The sequence below is a fragment of the Rhodococcus sp. RDE2 genome (assembly GCF_020885655.1).
Classification (GTDB): domain Bacteria; phylum Actinomycetota; class Actinomycetes; order Mycobacteriales; family Mycobacteriaceae; genus Rhodococcus; species Rhodococcus pyridinivorans.
Map to the genome: position 1 here is coordinate 165,425 of NZ_AP025187.1, position 13,745 is coordinate 179,169.

The window sequence follows — 13,745 nt, forward strand, 5'->3', positions numbered from 1 at the left end:
CCGGCATCGGTGACCCCAGGGGCACTTGAATGCGACCTGACAGTGACAATGCCGCAGACCAGATCCTTCGTACCGCCAATGACCAGGCTGGCGAGGTCGACCGCGGGTACCGCGGCATTGGGCAGTGTTTACTCTGCGCGGGCCGAGACTCTCTCGTGCTGTCCGGCTTCCGGACGGTGACGATTCTGGGGCGCAATGAGCACCGTTTTCGGCTGCGACACCGCCACGGCCTTCCAAAGTTCCCTGCCGAAGAGCGATATAAACCCCTGGTCCGTGTCGATGAGTAGCGATGCAACACGGCGCCGTCGCGTTCATAGCGTGGCGGTCGAATCCAATCCGCCGAGTTCGCCCAGGAGAACCGTATGGCCACCATCGCTGACCTTGAAACCCACCTCCGCAACCTCTACGAAGAGCAATCTCAGGCGAATCTCGAGATCGAGACGACCAGCATGGCGCTGATCGCCGCGCTGCTGTGTGAAGCAGTCCCGGCCGCAGCGCACCTGCTGCTCGACTGGAGTGACCAGGGCCCGCACCACGCCCTTGCCGATGTCACCGCTGCCGACGGCACGTCGCTGATGGAACAGGTTGAGGACCAGGCCGAGGACGTCGCGGTGTACGTGACGAACCTGCGCGGTGCCATCGCCGACCGCTTCGAACCGATCAACCCCGAGGGCGGGATCTATCGGGTAGAGCTTGCTCGCTTCTGATGCCCGCAATTACGGTGGGCCGCTCTCGTGCGAGGGCGGCCCACCGGCATATCGGCTTGAGGTGATGCACTCGGATGTAATTCGATCGAACTACATCCCGAGTGTGTCCCCCGTCCGGGACTCTAAAATGCCTGCACGATGCTCGAATGTCCTCGAATCCTTCATATCCCGCAGCGCAACCTCGGTCGGATGCTGATGCCGCAGCGGCTCCGCCTCGTGCTCCCCACCTCGGGAAGATCGTGCTGTTCCTCGGATTGGGTGCCTTCCTAGGATCTATCGTCATGCTCTTGGTCTACAGGGGTATACCCGAGCCCCTGATGGCTGTCCCTGGGGTCATCGCACTGGGGATCGCTGCTGTCCTGGGCTATTACGCCTACACAACCTATCGGGAAGAAGACGGCCGCCTGCAATGGTGGCAGCTGCTCACTCCCGCGTTTCTCGCTGTCGGCGCGATTTCCTTCTTCTACGCCGCCACAGGCGCCCCCGTGTTGTTCACTCTGCTTTTCCTCGTCCGGCTCGGCGGTTTGCTGGCACTTGTTGTGGGCGGGATCATCGCAATCGTGCAGGCATCGAGTCGGCCGGCGACATCGTCTGCCAGTACGCTGGTCGCTCCCATCGTCGGGTACACGGCACAGGGAGAGCCCGTGTACGGCGCTCCGATGCGTTCACAGTCCACCAATATTCTCGCGATTCTCGCCCTGGTGTTCGGCCTGCTCGGTGGCGTTCTTGGGGTGGTGTTCGGGCACATCGCACTGAGCCAGATCAACCGAACAGGTGAGAACGGTCGCGGCCTGGCCATCGCAGGTTTGGTGCTCGGCTACATCTCGGTAGTCGCTTGGATCATCGTCGTCATTGTCGCCGTCGAGGCCGTCACTATCTGAGCGGCCCCGACGTCCCCGTAACGTGCCCGCCCCGGAAGGGGCGGGCACGCCCGTTTACAGGGGTCACGCCCAGGTGATGCGGCTGGCACCGTGCTCGAGTGCCCAGACCGCGAGATCGTGCAGTTGGGTGAGTCGACGACTGTCGTAGCCCTCGGCGCGACCGCAGTCGATCATCCGAGGACCGATCGTGCGGGCCGGTACACCAGCGGACGTGGGTGTGGCCAGTGCGAGGAGTGTGCGTCCGAGGAACTGCTCGCAGGACTCCTCACCCCATAGATCGTCCTCACCAGCGGTCTGCACCTCGTGGCTGTCGTTCGTGCCGACGACGTCGCCCGCGTCGAGCCCGGGGAGCAGACCGAGTAACCGCAGCAGGTGACGGGCGTTCGCGTTCGACGCATTCACCCATGGAATCTCTTGGTCGCCGTGCACCGGTTCGACCAGGTACGCCCCGTAGGTGCGAACAGCCTTGGGATCGGTGCAACCGGGTAGCGGCTCCCGGGTGGTCTCAAGTTCGGCCACGCGGGCGTACGCGGCCTCACGGGTGGCGTGCTGTTCCCGGCCACCTTCACCGTCGGTGACGTCGAAGCCGGTGGGCTCGATTTCGGGGGTGAAGGTGACCGACATGCTGCCTCCTGAAGAACGGTGGTTCGGCGATTCCGAACCGGTGCAACCACTCTCGCTCTGACACTCAAAGGGTGTTGCACCTCAGGACGGTCGGCTAGCCGATTCACCCGACCACGAATCCCGCGATCGGCGGCAAGTCGACACCATCGGGTCGGTCGACGAGCCGTAGTCCGTCCCGGCGCACCGGTGAGCCTTCCTTGTAGTACGTCAGTACCTGCGCAGCGAGCGCCCGCGTTGCCTCCTCGCGAGTGCGGGTTCTCATGCGGCGCAGCCGAATGTCGGCGTCGAACACGACGGTGGTGTCGTGCACTGACACCCTGCCTTGATCGATCGTCGGCACGCCCGTCATGTTCGCTGCCCACGCGTACCCGACGACCTGCTCGAGATAGGCCACCGCATCCTCGTCGGGCTCGTCGTCGAAGATGACCCCGAACCGGGTATATCTGTCGAAGTCAACACCGGATGCGCTGAGCGGACGCAACACTGCGCCACCGCGCCAAGCTGGAAGCTGCTGCCGCATGTTCGGTCGAATGACTGTCATGCGCGGCCGCCGAGCGCGAGGGGTTGCACGCCCATCCCGTAGACGTCATGGATCGCGTCCTGAACGCACTCGATGCTGTCGAGGTCGGTGCAGGCCGAGAGCATCGTCGCGAGTGCAACCTCCAATCCGAGGCCAGCGTCGAGGACCTTCTGCGTGACCAGCAGGTCCGCGATCTGAGGCACCCAGCAACCGAGGCCACCGTCGTTCTTCTCCTCGGCGTTGCGGGTGTGCAGGTTGCGGGCGACCTTGATCAGCTTCGGGTCGACACCGGCTGCCTCCGCGGCCGTGAAGTCCGCTGCAACCTCGATCGCGATCGGGAACCGCCGCTTGATCGCGTCATCGAGTGGGCGAACGCCCTGGCCGTACTCGTTGTAGCCGATGACCATCCAGAACCCGTCAGCGGCGACGACCGGTTCGGACCCCGGCAGATCGTCGATGTTCAGGGTGCGGCGCCCGTCGGCCACCGACATGAGCACGGCCATGGTCTCGGACGGCACGCGAGAGGCCTCGTCGAGGAAGAACACCTTGCCTTCGCGCATCGCTCGGGTCAGCGGACCGTCGCGCCATTCGAACCCACCATCGGGCAGCGGAAGGTACTGGCCGACGAAGTGCGAGACGTTGGTATCACCATGGCCCTGCATCACGACCAGGTCGGTGCCGAACGCGCCGTAGGGCACGGTGGACTTACCGCCGCCCGCGGGTCCGTGCAGGCGCACGAACAGATCGGGCGAGTTGGCGCGCAGATGCCGCATGAGGGCGACGTCGGTATGCCCGGCGACCTGTCGTGGGTACATCGTGTGCCCGTTCGGCAGCACGATCCCGTTGCGCTCGCTGGGGTCGACGGTCAGGCCGGTCACCCGCGAGGCCGACGGCGCTGCGGTGGCAGCGGTGGCAGATGCCGGCACGGGGGAGAGGGTCTGAGCGACCACGGCCTCGACGGTCGAGACGTCAGCCGACAACACCGCGTTCTCATGTTGAGCAACGGCGACGAGTTCGGCGGGATCGATCTCGCCGGTGGCTGCGACGTCGAAGGTGACCGGACCTGCAAGGACCGTGTCGTAGCTGCCCTTCGAGCACTTTTTCGTCCATACATCGGCCATCGCGGCGACCGCAGTGTCGATCGAGGCGTACTGCTTGTTGGACTGAACGCGCATCCGGTTGCCGACCCAGTTGGCGAAGCCGCCGGAGGCCGTGGCGAATCGGAAGGACGAGCCGTCGCGGTACACGAATGCCGCGTATACCTTCTGCTCGGGGCTATTCGGATCCTGGACGGCGAATCCGGCGACGGTCGTGGTCATGGCGTGTTCTCCTGATGGTGTTGGTCGTAATCGGTGTGCCACCAACGTATGAACGGTCACGCCACGGTGTTTCAGACCTCGAAGGTGGTGCGGTCGGCTGCGTAGGCTCTACCGCACTCTGACCGCGCTTCCTCTCAGCCACTTCCAGGCGTGTTTTCCCACGTTCGACGAGATCTGTCCGGGGCGCGGTGATGACCGGATGTCTACCCGGAATTTGGGTGGTGCAACACCTTTCGCGTGTGGTTCGTAGCGTCGGCAGCGTTCACGATCGCGAGATGACGAGGAGCAGGCGATGTACTACACAGATCTCAAAGGCGAGCCCGCCGTGGGTGAACTCTGGTCGCCCGGCCCGAAGATGCACACCGTGTGGGTTCTTACCGCTGGCGAACCAATCGTCGTCGACACCCGCACGATGACCGAGATGCGCTACCTGGCCCCCGAGCTGGGCGTTCCGCATTCGAAGAGCGCCGTCGACGCGGCGCGGAAGGTTATCGAGGCGTGCCCTGCCTCCGGATATCCGCGCACTCTCACTCCTCGCGATGCTGCCGAGGCTGAGGCAGTCGGCCACGCCCGCACCGTCATCGCCGAACGTCAGGCATTCGACAACGACTGGCATCAGCGGCAGATTCGCCGTGGTCAGCGCGCCCCGTTGAGCAAGAAGGCGTGGGCAGAGCTGTTCGCAGCACGCATCGCTGAGTTCACCGTCGACAGTCCGGTCCTGTTGGCCCCGGCCGCTTGAGCCGATGAACGCAACGTCTCCGGCCATGCGGGTCGGAGGCGTTGCGTTCGATGTCAGCGCTGCGCGGGCCGGCGCACCTCACCATCGGAGCCGCACCTCGGGCCCTCAGCTGTTCGTGATCTGCACCCGTGCACGGTGAGCAGCTATGGCCGATCTGGACGATCCATGTGTCATCGGAGGCGCGCTGCCGCTGTCCGCCCGACCTCGCCAAAGTGAACGTCACTGACGCGACGGCGAAGCCCGAATCGACGCGATCCGCTGTGCCGCGGCACGCGCCAAGCAGCCAATTCACTATGAAACACGTTTGCAGACAACGTCATAACGTCGTTCCCATCGACATCATGACGGATCCACGGAGGAATTGATGAGCAGTGCACGAGTCATTGACCAGCTCGAGGTCATCCACACCTACAGTCGCGCCGACGCGATCGCAGACGGTGTTCTGCACGATGTCACCGAGCTCGCCGCCGAACAGGGCATCCAGTACCCGGTCGCGATCGCAACCCACGCGTGGGATGCCGCCGTGGCCTGGGACCCCGCGCACGGTGCGATGCAGGACGAGACCGGCCGCCAGTGGGACGTACTGACAATGGCTGCCATGGCGTTGCGTCGCGCCCGTCGGCTCGGTCTGACGGGCCTGCAGATCTTCACCGTGTACGTCGTCCCGAACCGTCCCGGTGCCGACGAGCCGGAGCCGGTCAACCTCGGCATCTCCGTCGGTCCCGGCGACAACTACGAGCCGGTGCTGACGATCACGGGACCCGCGGACCTCTGACGCGGTTGGGCGTATCCCTTCGTCCCCCGTCCCGGAACGGGTCCGTTCCGGGACGGGGCGTCACGAGACCAATCGGAGTCATCGCGGCTGCCGCGATGACGTGCCGATAGTGGTTCCCTGCCGAGAACTGTCCGCCCGCAGTGGATCCTCCGCCGGCGCACATCCTGCGATGGGAACCGACCGGCTGCCTCCGGAACGCTCGCTTGCAACTCTGTAGGACCGACGTCGAGACGATCGGTGCAACCACAAACCCACGACCGACAGGAGCACCGAATGCCCGCCACCGCCACTGCTACCACTGCCCGCACCGCGTGGGAGAGTCCGGCCCACCCACAGTGGCGACAGCTCGGCTCCCGGCTGACCGACTGGGTCGACACTCTCACCCCACGCCGCGACGTCCTCGTGTCGGTGCTCCCGCATCATCCGGGCAGCGGCCAGCCCGCAGGGGTGTTCAACCACCGCACCGCTCGCATCACCCTCGACGCCACCCAAGCGATGCCCGGTCGACCCGACCCCGATCGCATCGATCTACGCGACGAGCGGGACCGCGCGCGATTCCCGGTTCTAACCGGCGTCCTCGCTCACGAGGCAGGCCACGCCACCCACACGACGCGTCGCTACGGGTTGAACGGCGCTGTCGCAGAGTGGGCAGCGTTGCTCGAGGAGCCGCGCATGGAGGGCCGGGTGGCCGCAGGTAATCCCCAGGCGCGCCGTTGGTTGCAGGCCTCGGCGCTGCACCTACTCGGGCAGATCGATCCCACAAGCACCGATCACGCCGCCCGCACCCTGGTCCTGCTCGGTGGCCGCATTCTGGCTGGTGTGCTCGACGAGGAGTCGTTGCCGGACCTGGACGCCGCGTTGGCGCCGTGGTTGACCTCGGAGCAGATCGCCGTCATTGCCGAGCAGACCGACCGGGCGGTCTCCGCGGCCGACGGTGATACCGAGGCAATCACCGCCGCCGCCGAGACGATCGCCTCGCTGTTCGGAGACGACGCCGAGATCGCGAGCGACGGAGACGGTGACGGTGAGGGTGACTGCGGTGCGCATCACGGCCCGCCCGGGGACGGCCCGCTCGCGGCTGCGCTGACTACTGTCGCTGTTGTCGCTGCCCGAGAGCTGCGTGCGGCTGCCGGCATCGTCGATCCGTCCCCTGCGGCTGCGGCTGCTCGCGCAGCGCGGCAGGCCCACACTGCACGGGCCGCCGAGGACCAGCGCATCGCCCGCCAGGGACTGCACGAGTCTCGTCGACGCCAACCGACTGCTGACGATCACAAGCACGCGAAGGCACTGACTCGGAGCCTCGAGTCGGCGGCATTGCGTGCTGTCGATGTGGCCCGCACGCCGTCGTCGACCCCACCGGGACGCCTGCGGACCTCGCAACTGGTGCGGAGGCAGGGACAGATTCATGCCCGGGTGCGGCCGACCGCGACCCCATGGGAGAACACCCGCCGATGGACGGTCGACACACCCAGCCTGCTCGTGGGGGTCGCGCTCGACATCTCCGGGTCGATGGAACCTTTCGCTGAGCCCACAGCGGTGGCCGCATGGGCGCTGGCCCGGGCCGTACGACAGGTCGGCGGAAAGGCCGCGACAGTGACCTGGAATCACACTCCGTCATTGCTGCCGGTCACAGCCGTGAGTGGATCGGTCCCTGTGCCGGCGATCGGCGGGGGATCCATCGGCTTGCCGGCTGCGCTGCGCGTCCTCGACCGCGAGCTCGTCCTCGGTCGCGATCAGGGCGCTCGGATGGTCGTTGTGGTGACGGACGGTGATCTTCCGAACCCTGTCGCGGTGCGCGAGGAGGTGGAGAGGTTGATCGCTGCTGGTGTGCGGGTCTTGTGGCTTGTGACGGAGGCCGGTGGGATGACACCGCCTGTGGGGGCAGAGGTGGCGGTGATCGAGGACCCGAGCCGCATCGGGCAGCTTATCGGTGCTGCGGCGGTGACTGCGTTGAGGTCGGAGAAGTGACAGGTCGTGGAAATAGCTCAGCCCCCACCGTGTGGTGGGGGCTGGGACTCTTAAGACTCGCGCTCGCATGAACTCAGCGTCTGCGGCACGTACGGCTGTGTCGGCCGACCCGGCAAGCCGGGGTCTGTATGTGTGCTTCCCCTCGGGGCGCGGGATCAGTATGGCACAAGATGTGGCTTACGCAAAGCCCCAATGTGGCTTAAAAGTTGCCTCGTGATGCTGCTGCCTGCCATCCCTGGTGGCTCATATGCACCTTAGCCAGCACAAGTTTACGTTTCAATCGGGTGCGCCAACGATTCGAGACAAAGCAACAATTTTCCCTCGGATTGCCCAAAGGTGATGCTGACGGAGCAACGAAAAAACCCCACGAACCCGCCTCGATTCATGCCCTGCGCAGCGGTGATCGTATGGTGGAGCGACGATCGATCCATGCAATCCGCGTAGCGATAGCCCGGGGGGGCGCGCGAGATGGAGGTAACCAGGGGTGGCGCAGTACGACCCAGGTGAGCAGACGGACCCAAACGCACGGAAGCGCGTCGACGAACTGCTTGTCGAAATCCACGAGTCGATGCCCGGCCCGTGGTCATTCGAAGAGTTCAGGACGTGGTTGTCTCGCCGCCGCGGCGTCCCCATCGAGATTCGGCCCCGACCGGACGATCAGCACGTCGACGCTCCATGTGGGTGGACCCTTGTCTGCGAGGACCGCGACATCGTCTACTACCCCCTCGACACACCTGAGACCCGATCACGATTCATCACCTACCACGAGTTCGCACACCTGCTGTTCAACCACGACGACGGTGAAACCGATCGCCAAGCCCTGGCCCGCGAACTCGCTCCCGACGTGGACCCCGAACTCGTGAAGAAGGTCTTCGGCCGCACAAACTACGACCGACCCGAAGAACAGGAGGCCGAGCTCCTTGCCCTGCACCTACTGCGCAATGACGTCGAACACCTGGGCATCGGTGTCCGATCCAGCAACCCGAAAGTTGCCACGCGCGTCGGTCGGGCGCTACGGCTGCTTCGGGGTCGATAGATGACCTCGACACTGCCGCCCGCCATCGAGTGGCCGATGATGATCATCCTTCTCACCGTCGCCCTGCTACGGGCGCTGTTCCTACACTCGCGCCTCGACCAGCGATTGACGACCATGCTCGTCTTCTGGGGATTCTGTGCACTCCTGCGTGACCCCCACATCCAGGACCAGCTGGCCGAGCACCTCGTGGATCCGTCAGTTATCCGTCAGGCAACCCACATGTTCGCCATGCTCGCCAGTGCGGCGATCATCGGCGCATGCGCGCTCTGGGCCGCCCCTGCGGAACGATCGACGACCGGTCTCGCCGCCGCATGGCACCGGCCCGAAACGCAGCCGATCGTCTATACCGTGGTCTTGACCATGGGACTCGCGCTCTTCCCGCTCTCTGCACCTGCCCGTGCCGCCGGACCGACGCTCGAACAACATGGCGGATGGCAGCTGATCGCCTACATGGTGGTCTATGCGGCCCCTACGATCGTCGCGATCAGCGCGGTGGCGGTGCTCCTCATCGAAGCGGCACGGCAAACGAAGAGTGCGCTGGCGGCCGTCGGATTCGCGCTGGCCGTCGTGGCGTGCGCGATCTCCCTGCTCGACTCCACCACCCGCATCATCAACGCCTGTTTCCTCTACGGCGGTCACCGCAACGCGTTCACAATCTGGCGTAGCGAATCGAACGATGTGCTGTTCTTGCCCGAAGTGACCCTCATCGCGCTCGTACTGACCGGCCCGCTGGTGAACCGACTGGCAGAGCGAATGGGACTGGACAAATCGAGCCGTCAGGTCCGCCGTCTCACCCCCATGTGGAACGACCTGTCCGGCGCTGTGCCGACCGTCATCCTGCAACAGCGCCCCGACCGCGCCGACGAGCTCGCTCAGCGAATGAGCATCGAAATCTGGGACACCCTAATCCGGCTTCGCGACTATCTTCCGCCGCGACTGATTCCCCGGCGCACCCCCGACCTGTCGCACATCCGTGAGCGCGACCGGGTCGGCGTGACAGCAGCGCTTGCGGTGCAGGAGGCGATCGAGGGCTATCGCACCGGGACTCCTCCCGAGTCGTCTTCCGCCACTCCCTCCGACCTCAACCATCTCGATCTTGAAGAACTGGCCCGAGGATGGGTACTAGCTCCTCACACTCTCCGCACCGAGACCGAAGAACAGACAACCACGGAAGGACATGGGCGGCCCGGGCTGTCCACACCACATGGCTGAGCACAACACCATTCCGCATCCCCCCAAACGACTTCCCATCGTCGGCGACGTACTCGGCATGGATCGCGCCAAGCCCAACCAGAAGACCCTCGTCATGCACGAGCTTCTCGGCCCGATCTACCGCCGCACGATCATGGGCATGCACCTGACCTTCGCGTCCGGCGCCGACGTCGTGGCTGACCTCAACGACGAGACCCGATTCCGCAAGCACGTGGGCCGGCCGATCGCCCAGCTGCGTGAACTTGCCGGCAACGGCCTGTTCACCGCAGACAATGGAACCGGCGCCTGGACCGCAGCCCACAACGTCCTCGTGCCCGGGTTCACCAAGGACGCCATGCGGGGCTACCACGACACGATGAGCGCCACCCTCGCCGAACTCCTCAAGTCCTGGGACCAACGCCCGAGCCAGGCCCTCGACGTCACATCCGAGATGAGCAAGCTGACCAGCGAGGTCATCGGCAGGTGCGGATTCGGCCGCTCGTTCGGCTCGTTCGATCGCGACGAAGTCGACCCCTTCGTCTCAGCCATCCAACGCGCTCTCGACTATTCACAGCGCTCGTCGATCCCACTGCCGATCCTGGGCAAGTTGCTCGGCCGCGCAGAGGCCCGTCAGAACGTCGAGGACATCGCCTACCTGCGCTCGGTCGTCGACGACGTGATCGACGCCCGACTGCAGGGCACCGGGACACATTCCGATCTGCTCGACCTGATGCTCAACAACCCGGACCCTGACACCGGGAAGAACCTCGACCGCGAAAACATCCGCGACCAGGTGATCACCTTCCTGATCGCCGGCAACGAGACCACGTCGAATGCGCTGTCGTTCGCGCTGCATCTGCTTGCCACCCATCCGGAAGTTGCCGCCCAGGTTCGCGCCGAGATCGACGCCGTGTGGCCGGATCGGTCCCGGCCGCAGCTGTCCTTCGACCAGGTTTCGAAGCTGCGCTACACCCGCCGGGTGATCGACGAGACGTTGCGTCTGTGGCCTGCAGCGCCGGGCTACTTCCGGGAAGCAATCGAGGACACGACCGTGGCTGGCGGCTACGAGTTCAAGGCAGGGGACTGGGCGTTCATCCTGTTGCTGCGTCTGCACCGGGACCCGGTCTGGGGGCCTGACCCCGAGCGCTTCGACCCGGATCGGTTCCTGCCCGAGAACGTCAAGGCACGTCCCGGTCACGTCTACAAGCCCTTCGGCACCGGGATTCGGTCGTGCATCGGTCGGCAGTTCGCGTTGCACGAGATGCAGCTCGCGCTGGCGACGATCGTGCACCAGTACGACCTGGTGGCCGACCCGGACTACTCCTTGGAGGTTGCCGAACTGCTGACCTTGCGGCCGGCAGGGCTCAAACTCGAGTTCCGTCCGAGGTAATGGAGCCGCGGCGGTGTTCGTCCACCAGCGCCTCGAGTTCGGTAACCAGCGATTCGAGGCTGCTCTGGGCGCCATCGCCGCCGCGGAAGCAGATGCCGTTGAGTTTGGCGTCGCGGGCTGCGATCAGCGCGCGGAACTGCAGGTCGTAGTTCGCGGTCCCCGGAAGGTCGATCAAGTAGTTCTCGGGAGCAGAGAACTCACGAGCGATGGCTGCGAGGAGGTCATCGCCCGCGCCCGGGTGGGTACCGCTGCGCAACGCGATGATGTCATCGGCGGTGATCTCTGTACCCAGATCAGCGGATACCGCTGCGGCGACAGACTGAGCAGACCGCTCGGACTGTCCGAACTCATGGGCGAGCTGGAACAGCCGGTCTACACGCGTAGCCACTTCGGCAGCTGTCACGAGTCGATGCCTCCTCTGCGGCTAGCGAATCGTTCCTCGAATCGTGCCGCTAGTTCTTCCGGTATGCCGTTTGCGCGGCCAATCAACCAGCGCCGGTAGTAGCGCTCCTCGGCAGAGGGTTCCTCAGGATCGACCGGTTCAGCAAGATGCGCGCTGAACGCGAATTCGATCATGGTAGGGATGCCGTTCTTCGAACTACGGTTCCGTTCGAGGATGTCGGTGACCCAGGTCCCGGTCAGGGAGGAAACAAAGCGCTGCAACGCCTCGGTGGTGCTGGCCAGCCGATGATTGCCGTCGTCTTCCTCGGCGAGGACAGTCAACGAATTCAGGATCTCCAACAGTTCCGTGAGCTGCTCGAGCGAAACAGGGACTTCCATCGGCCCGAGTTCGAACGCCGGCGCAGGGGAAGCTGGACGGACTGGAGGTTCGGGCAGAGGGGTGGGATGTCCGCCGGCCCACACACGTGCCGCGCTGCCCGGCTCCCATCGCAACGCATGATCGAAGCGATTGCGGGTGGTGGCGGTCGGCTCGCTGCCTTCCGCGCGCTCAATGCGCGTCTGTGTGGTGTCCGAGGGGCCACCAGCTGCTGTGACGTCGTCCTGCGTCATCCCGAGTGCTTCGCGGCGCTCGCGCACGATACGTCCGAAGCGGACGCGGTTGGACGCCTTCATGCCTCACAGCCTAGGGGACCAAGCGACATCAAAGCTAATTGATGGCGAAAAAAGTTCACGATCGACATGCCTCCTTATTCGCCACATGACCTGCGGCTATTACATCTGTCTTGGACATGTCCTCTGTTCGAATGATGCCAGGGTGTCACTTTTGAAGCTGCACGACGGGACGGATGCGCAGCATTATGTCCGATAGAAACACTTGTTCTCCCGGCTGTCCGACGTGAAGCGACCGCTTCTCGCAGTACAGGCACGGTTCATGAGAACTAACTGTGGACGCTCCATTCGCGTGAGATCTGAAACACAGCAGCGGCCCGTTCATAGCGTCGAATCCGACATCGCATCCCAGCCACATCGGAGGTTCACATGACCGCTCCCGCCGCCACCCGCATCCCCGCCAGCCGCGCACTCGGCTCCGACATCAGCGCCGCACGCAACGTCCACGATGCCCTCGAACTCGCCGGGCTGGCCTGGGGGATCGAAGAGCACCCGGCCGATAGCTTCGCCCTCACCACCCCAGGTGGGGTCACCATGACCGGCATGCCGGGGATGCGCTTCTTCCTGCGTTCGGACACCAAGGAGGCGTTGCACCTCGGCGGTGCCCGGTACACACCTGTCACCAACGCGGACGCATTCGCCGCCGCCGACGCTGCGGTCGCGATGGGCGCCCGGTTCGCCACCGGCGGCGCCTTGCGCGGGGGTCGACAGACGTACTTGGAGCTGGATCTGCCGGATGCGGCGGTGAAGGTCGGCGGCAAGGATCTGGTGGCCTTCACGCTCCTACTTCGCACTGCCCACGATGGGTCCGGCCGCGTCTCGGGCGAGGCCCGAGTGAAGCGTCTGGTCTGCACGAATGGGATGACCGCAAACATCGGGTTTCCCGCTACGTTCGCGATCGGTCACACCCGTTCCGCGCACGATCGACTCGCTGCCGCTACGACGATGGTTCAGGGCGCGGTCCGCTTCGCGAAGGAGTTCAGCGCGATCGCGGATCACATGCTCGACACCCCGATGACGCTGACTGAGTTCGGCGCGTTCATCGACGCTATGTACCCGCGGCCCGACGAAGAGAACGCGCGCGAGTTCGGCCGGTGGGAGCGCCGTCGTCACGAGCTGATCGAACTGTTCCGCTTCGCGGACACCAACGATCTCGGCCGGGGAAGCCGCTGGGGCGCGTACTCGGCGCTGACCGAGTACGTCGACTGGTTCGCACCGGTCCGGGGCGGCGACGACGCCCGGGCGACGCGTCAACTCGACGGCACCGCCCAAGGCGCCAAGGACCGGGCAATGAAGATTCTCGCCGGCGTTTGATCGCTCGCTGGAAAGGGCGGGGAGGCCTGCAGGCCTCCCCGCCCTTTCTCGTCGGCGCGTTGTGCTGTCCGCCCCTAATTCAGCCGACCTACCGCGAACCGTGGGTATCACGGGTATCACGGGTATCGCGTGTTTTCCGGGTACTAGGACTGCAACACTGCAGGTCGGAGGGGAGCAGGGTCGAGTCATCACTCCAACCAGCAGAAAGGA

The 13,745-nt window shown here is 65.0% G+C and carries 14 protein-coding genes; 9 read left to right on the forward strand and 5 right to left on the reverse strand.

The window, feature by feature from the left end; translation table 11 throughout:
* Positions 1–362: 362 nt before the first annotated feature.
* Positions 363–707, forward strand: coding sequence for a hypothetical protein (locus tag LPH33_RS25990; protein WP_138845978.1), 345 nt, complete (start codon positions 363–365; stop codon positions 705–707).
* A 281-nt stretch (positions 708–988) separates the two neighbouring features.
* Entirely contained in the window at positions 989–1,588 is a 600-nt protein-coding gene (locus LPH33_RS25995) for a DUF4190 domain-containing protein (protein WP_229568609.1), read from the forward strand.
* Between the two features lie 63 nt (positions 1,589–1,651).
* On the opposite strand, the gene LPH33_RS26000 is transcribed toward LPH33_RS25995, so the two are convergent.
* The 3 genes from LPH33_RS26000 to LPH33_RS26010 form a co-directional block, all read right to left on the reverse strand.
* Complete coding sequence (locus LPH33_RS26000; RefSeq protein ID WP_193904137.1) at positions 1,652–2,212, reverse strand: hypothetical protein; 561 nt, start codon at positions 2,210–2,212, stop codon at positions 1,652–1,654.
* A gap of 103 nt (positions 2,213–2,315) precedes the next feature.
* Positions 2,316–2,753, reverse strand: a complete 438-nt coding sequence (locus LPH33_RS26005) for a hypothetical protein (RefSeq protein WP_138845976.1) — start codon at positions 2,751–2,753, stop codon at positions 2,316–2,318.
* The gene (locus tag LPH33_RS26010) at positions 2,750–4,051 is read right to left on the reverse strand and encodes an AAA family ATPase (RefSeq protein ID WP_193904139.1); all 1,302 of its coding nucleotides are present in this window, start codon (positions 4,049–4,051) and stop codon (positions 2,750–2,752) included. The genes LPH33_RS26005 and LPH33_RS26010 overlap by 4 nt, the downstream gene beginning before the upstream one ends.
* A 292-nt stretch (positions 4,052–4,343) precedes the next feature.
* On the opposite strand from LPH33_RS26010, the gene LPH33_RS26015 reads away from it, so the two are divergent.
* From LPH33_RS26015 to LPH33_RS26040, 6 genes are all read left to right on the forward strand, one after another.
* Positions 4,344–4,790, forward strand: coding sequence for a hypothetical protein (locus tag LPH33_RS26015; RefSeq protein ID WP_229568611.1), 447 nt, complete (start codon positions 4,344–4,346; stop codon positions 4,788–4,790).
* A gap of 364 nt (positions 4,791–5,154) precedes the next feature.
* Positions 5,155–5,565 (forward strand): DUF6573 family protein, encoded by a 411-nt coding sequence (locus tag LPH33_RS26020; RefSeq protein WP_229568612.1) that lies wholly within the window; start codon positions 5,155–5,157, stop codon positions 5,563–5,565.
* A gap of 273 nt (positions 5,566–5,838) precedes the next feature.
* Positions 5,839–7,533 carry a hypothetical protein gene (locus LPH33_RS26025; protein WP_229568614.1) on the forward strand — a complete coding sequence of 565 codons (1,695 nt, stop codon included), beginning with the start codon at positions 5,839–5,841 and terminating at the stop codon, positions 7,531–7,533.
* A gap of 607 nt (positions 7,534–8,140) precedes the next feature.
* Positions 8,141–8,569: an ImmA/IrrE family metallo-endopeptidase gene (locus LPH33_RS26030; protein ID WP_217580336.1), complete on the forward strand. Its 429-nt coding sequence runs from the start codon at positions 8,141–8,143 to the stop codon at positions 8,567–8,569.
* Positions 8,570–9,781: an MAB_1171c family putative transporter gene (locus LPH33_RS26035; protein ID WP_229568616.1), complete on the forward strand. Its 1,212-nt coding sequence runs from the start codon at positions 8,570–8,572 to the stop codon at positions 9,779–9,781.
* Positions 9,774–11,150: a cytochrome P450 gene (locus LPH33_RS26040; protein ID WP_193904145.1), complete on the forward strand. Its 1,377-nt coding sequence runs from the start codon at positions 9,774–9,776 to the stop codon at positions 11,148–11,150. The genes LPH33_RS26035 and LPH33_RS26040 overlap by 8 nt, the downstream gene beginning before the upstream one ends.
* Here LPH33_RS26040 and LPH33_RS26045 read toward each other — a convergent pair.
* Both LPH33_RS26045 and LPH33_RS26050 read right to left on the reverse strand, forming a co-directional pair.
* Positions 11,125–11,553, reverse strand: coding sequence for a hypothetical protein (locus LPH33_RS26045; protein ID WP_169690397.1), 429 nt, complete (start codon positions 11,551–11,553; stop codon positions 11,125–11,127). The genes LPH33_RS26040 and LPH33_RS26045 overlap by 26 nt on opposite strands.
* Entirely contained in the window at positions 11,550–12,224 is a 675-nt protein-coding gene (locus LPH33_RS26050; protein WP_169690398.1) for a helix-turn-helix domain-containing protein, read from the reverse strand. The genes LPH33_RS26045 and LPH33_RS26050 overlap by 4 nt, the downstream gene beginning before the upstream one ends.
* A 366-nt stretch (positions 12,225–12,590) precedes the next feature.
* Between LPH33_RS26050 and LPH33_RS26055 the strand changes: the two genes are divergently transcribed.
* Positions 12,591–13,535 carry a DUF932 domain-containing protein gene (locus LPH33_RS26055; RefSeq protein WP_229568618.1) on the forward strand — a complete coding sequence of 315 codons (945 nt, stop codon included), beginning with the start codon at positions 12,591–12,593 and terminating at the stop codon, positions 13,533–13,535.
* Positions 13,536–13,745 lie beyond the last annotated feature (210 nt).

Bases quoted from the DNA above. Each gene is read 5' to 3' on its own strand.
- LPH33_RS26020 (WP_229568612.1), top strand. From the start codon at position 5,155: ATGAGCAGTGCACGAGTCATTGACCAGCTCGAGGTCATCCACACCTAC.
- LPH33_RS26000 (WP_193904137.1), bottom strand. From the start codon at position 2,212: ATGTCGGTCACCTTCACCCCCGAAATCGAGCCCACCGGCTTCGACGTC.
- LPH33_RS26015 (WP_229568611.1), top strand. From the start codon at position 4,344: ATGTACTACACAGATCTCAAAGGCGAGCCCGCCGTGGGTGAACTCTGG.
- LPH33_RS26050 (WP_169690398.1), bottom strand. From the start codon at position 12,224: ATGAAGGCGTCCAACCGCGTCCGCTTCGGACGTATCGTGCGCGAGCGC.
- LPH33_RS25990 (WP_138845978.1), top strand. From the start codon at position 363: ATGGCCACCATCGCTGACCTTGAAACCCACCTCCGCAACCTCTACGAA.
- LPH33_RS25995 (WP_229568609.1), top strand. From the start codon at position 989: ATGCTCTTGGTCTACAGGGGTATACCCGAGCCCCTGATGGCTGTCCCT.
- LPH33_RS26005 (WP_138845976.1), bottom strand. From the start codon at position 2,753: ATGACAGTCATTCGACCGAACATGCGGCAGCAGCTTCCAGCTTGGCGC.
- LPH33_RS26035 (WP_229568616.1), top strand. From the start codon at position 8,570: ATGACCTCGACACTGCCGCCCGCCATCGAGTGGCCGATGATGATCATC.
- LPH33_RS26010 (WP_193904139.1), bottom strand. From the start codon at position 4,051: ATGACCACGACCGTCGCCGGATTCGCCGTCCAGGATCCGAATAGCCCC.
- LPH33_RS26025 (WP_229568614.1), top strand. From the start codon at position 5,839: ATGCCCGCCACCGCCACTGCTACCACTGCCCGCACCGCGTGGGAGAGT.
- LPH33_RS26040 (WP_193904145.1), top strand. From the start codon at position 9,774: ATGGCTGAGCACAACACCATTCCGCATCCCCCCAAACGACTTCCCATC.
- LPH33_RS26055 (WP_229568618.1), top strand. From the start codon at position 12,591: ATGACCGCTCCCGCCGCCACCCGCATCCCCGCCAGCCGCGCACTCGGC.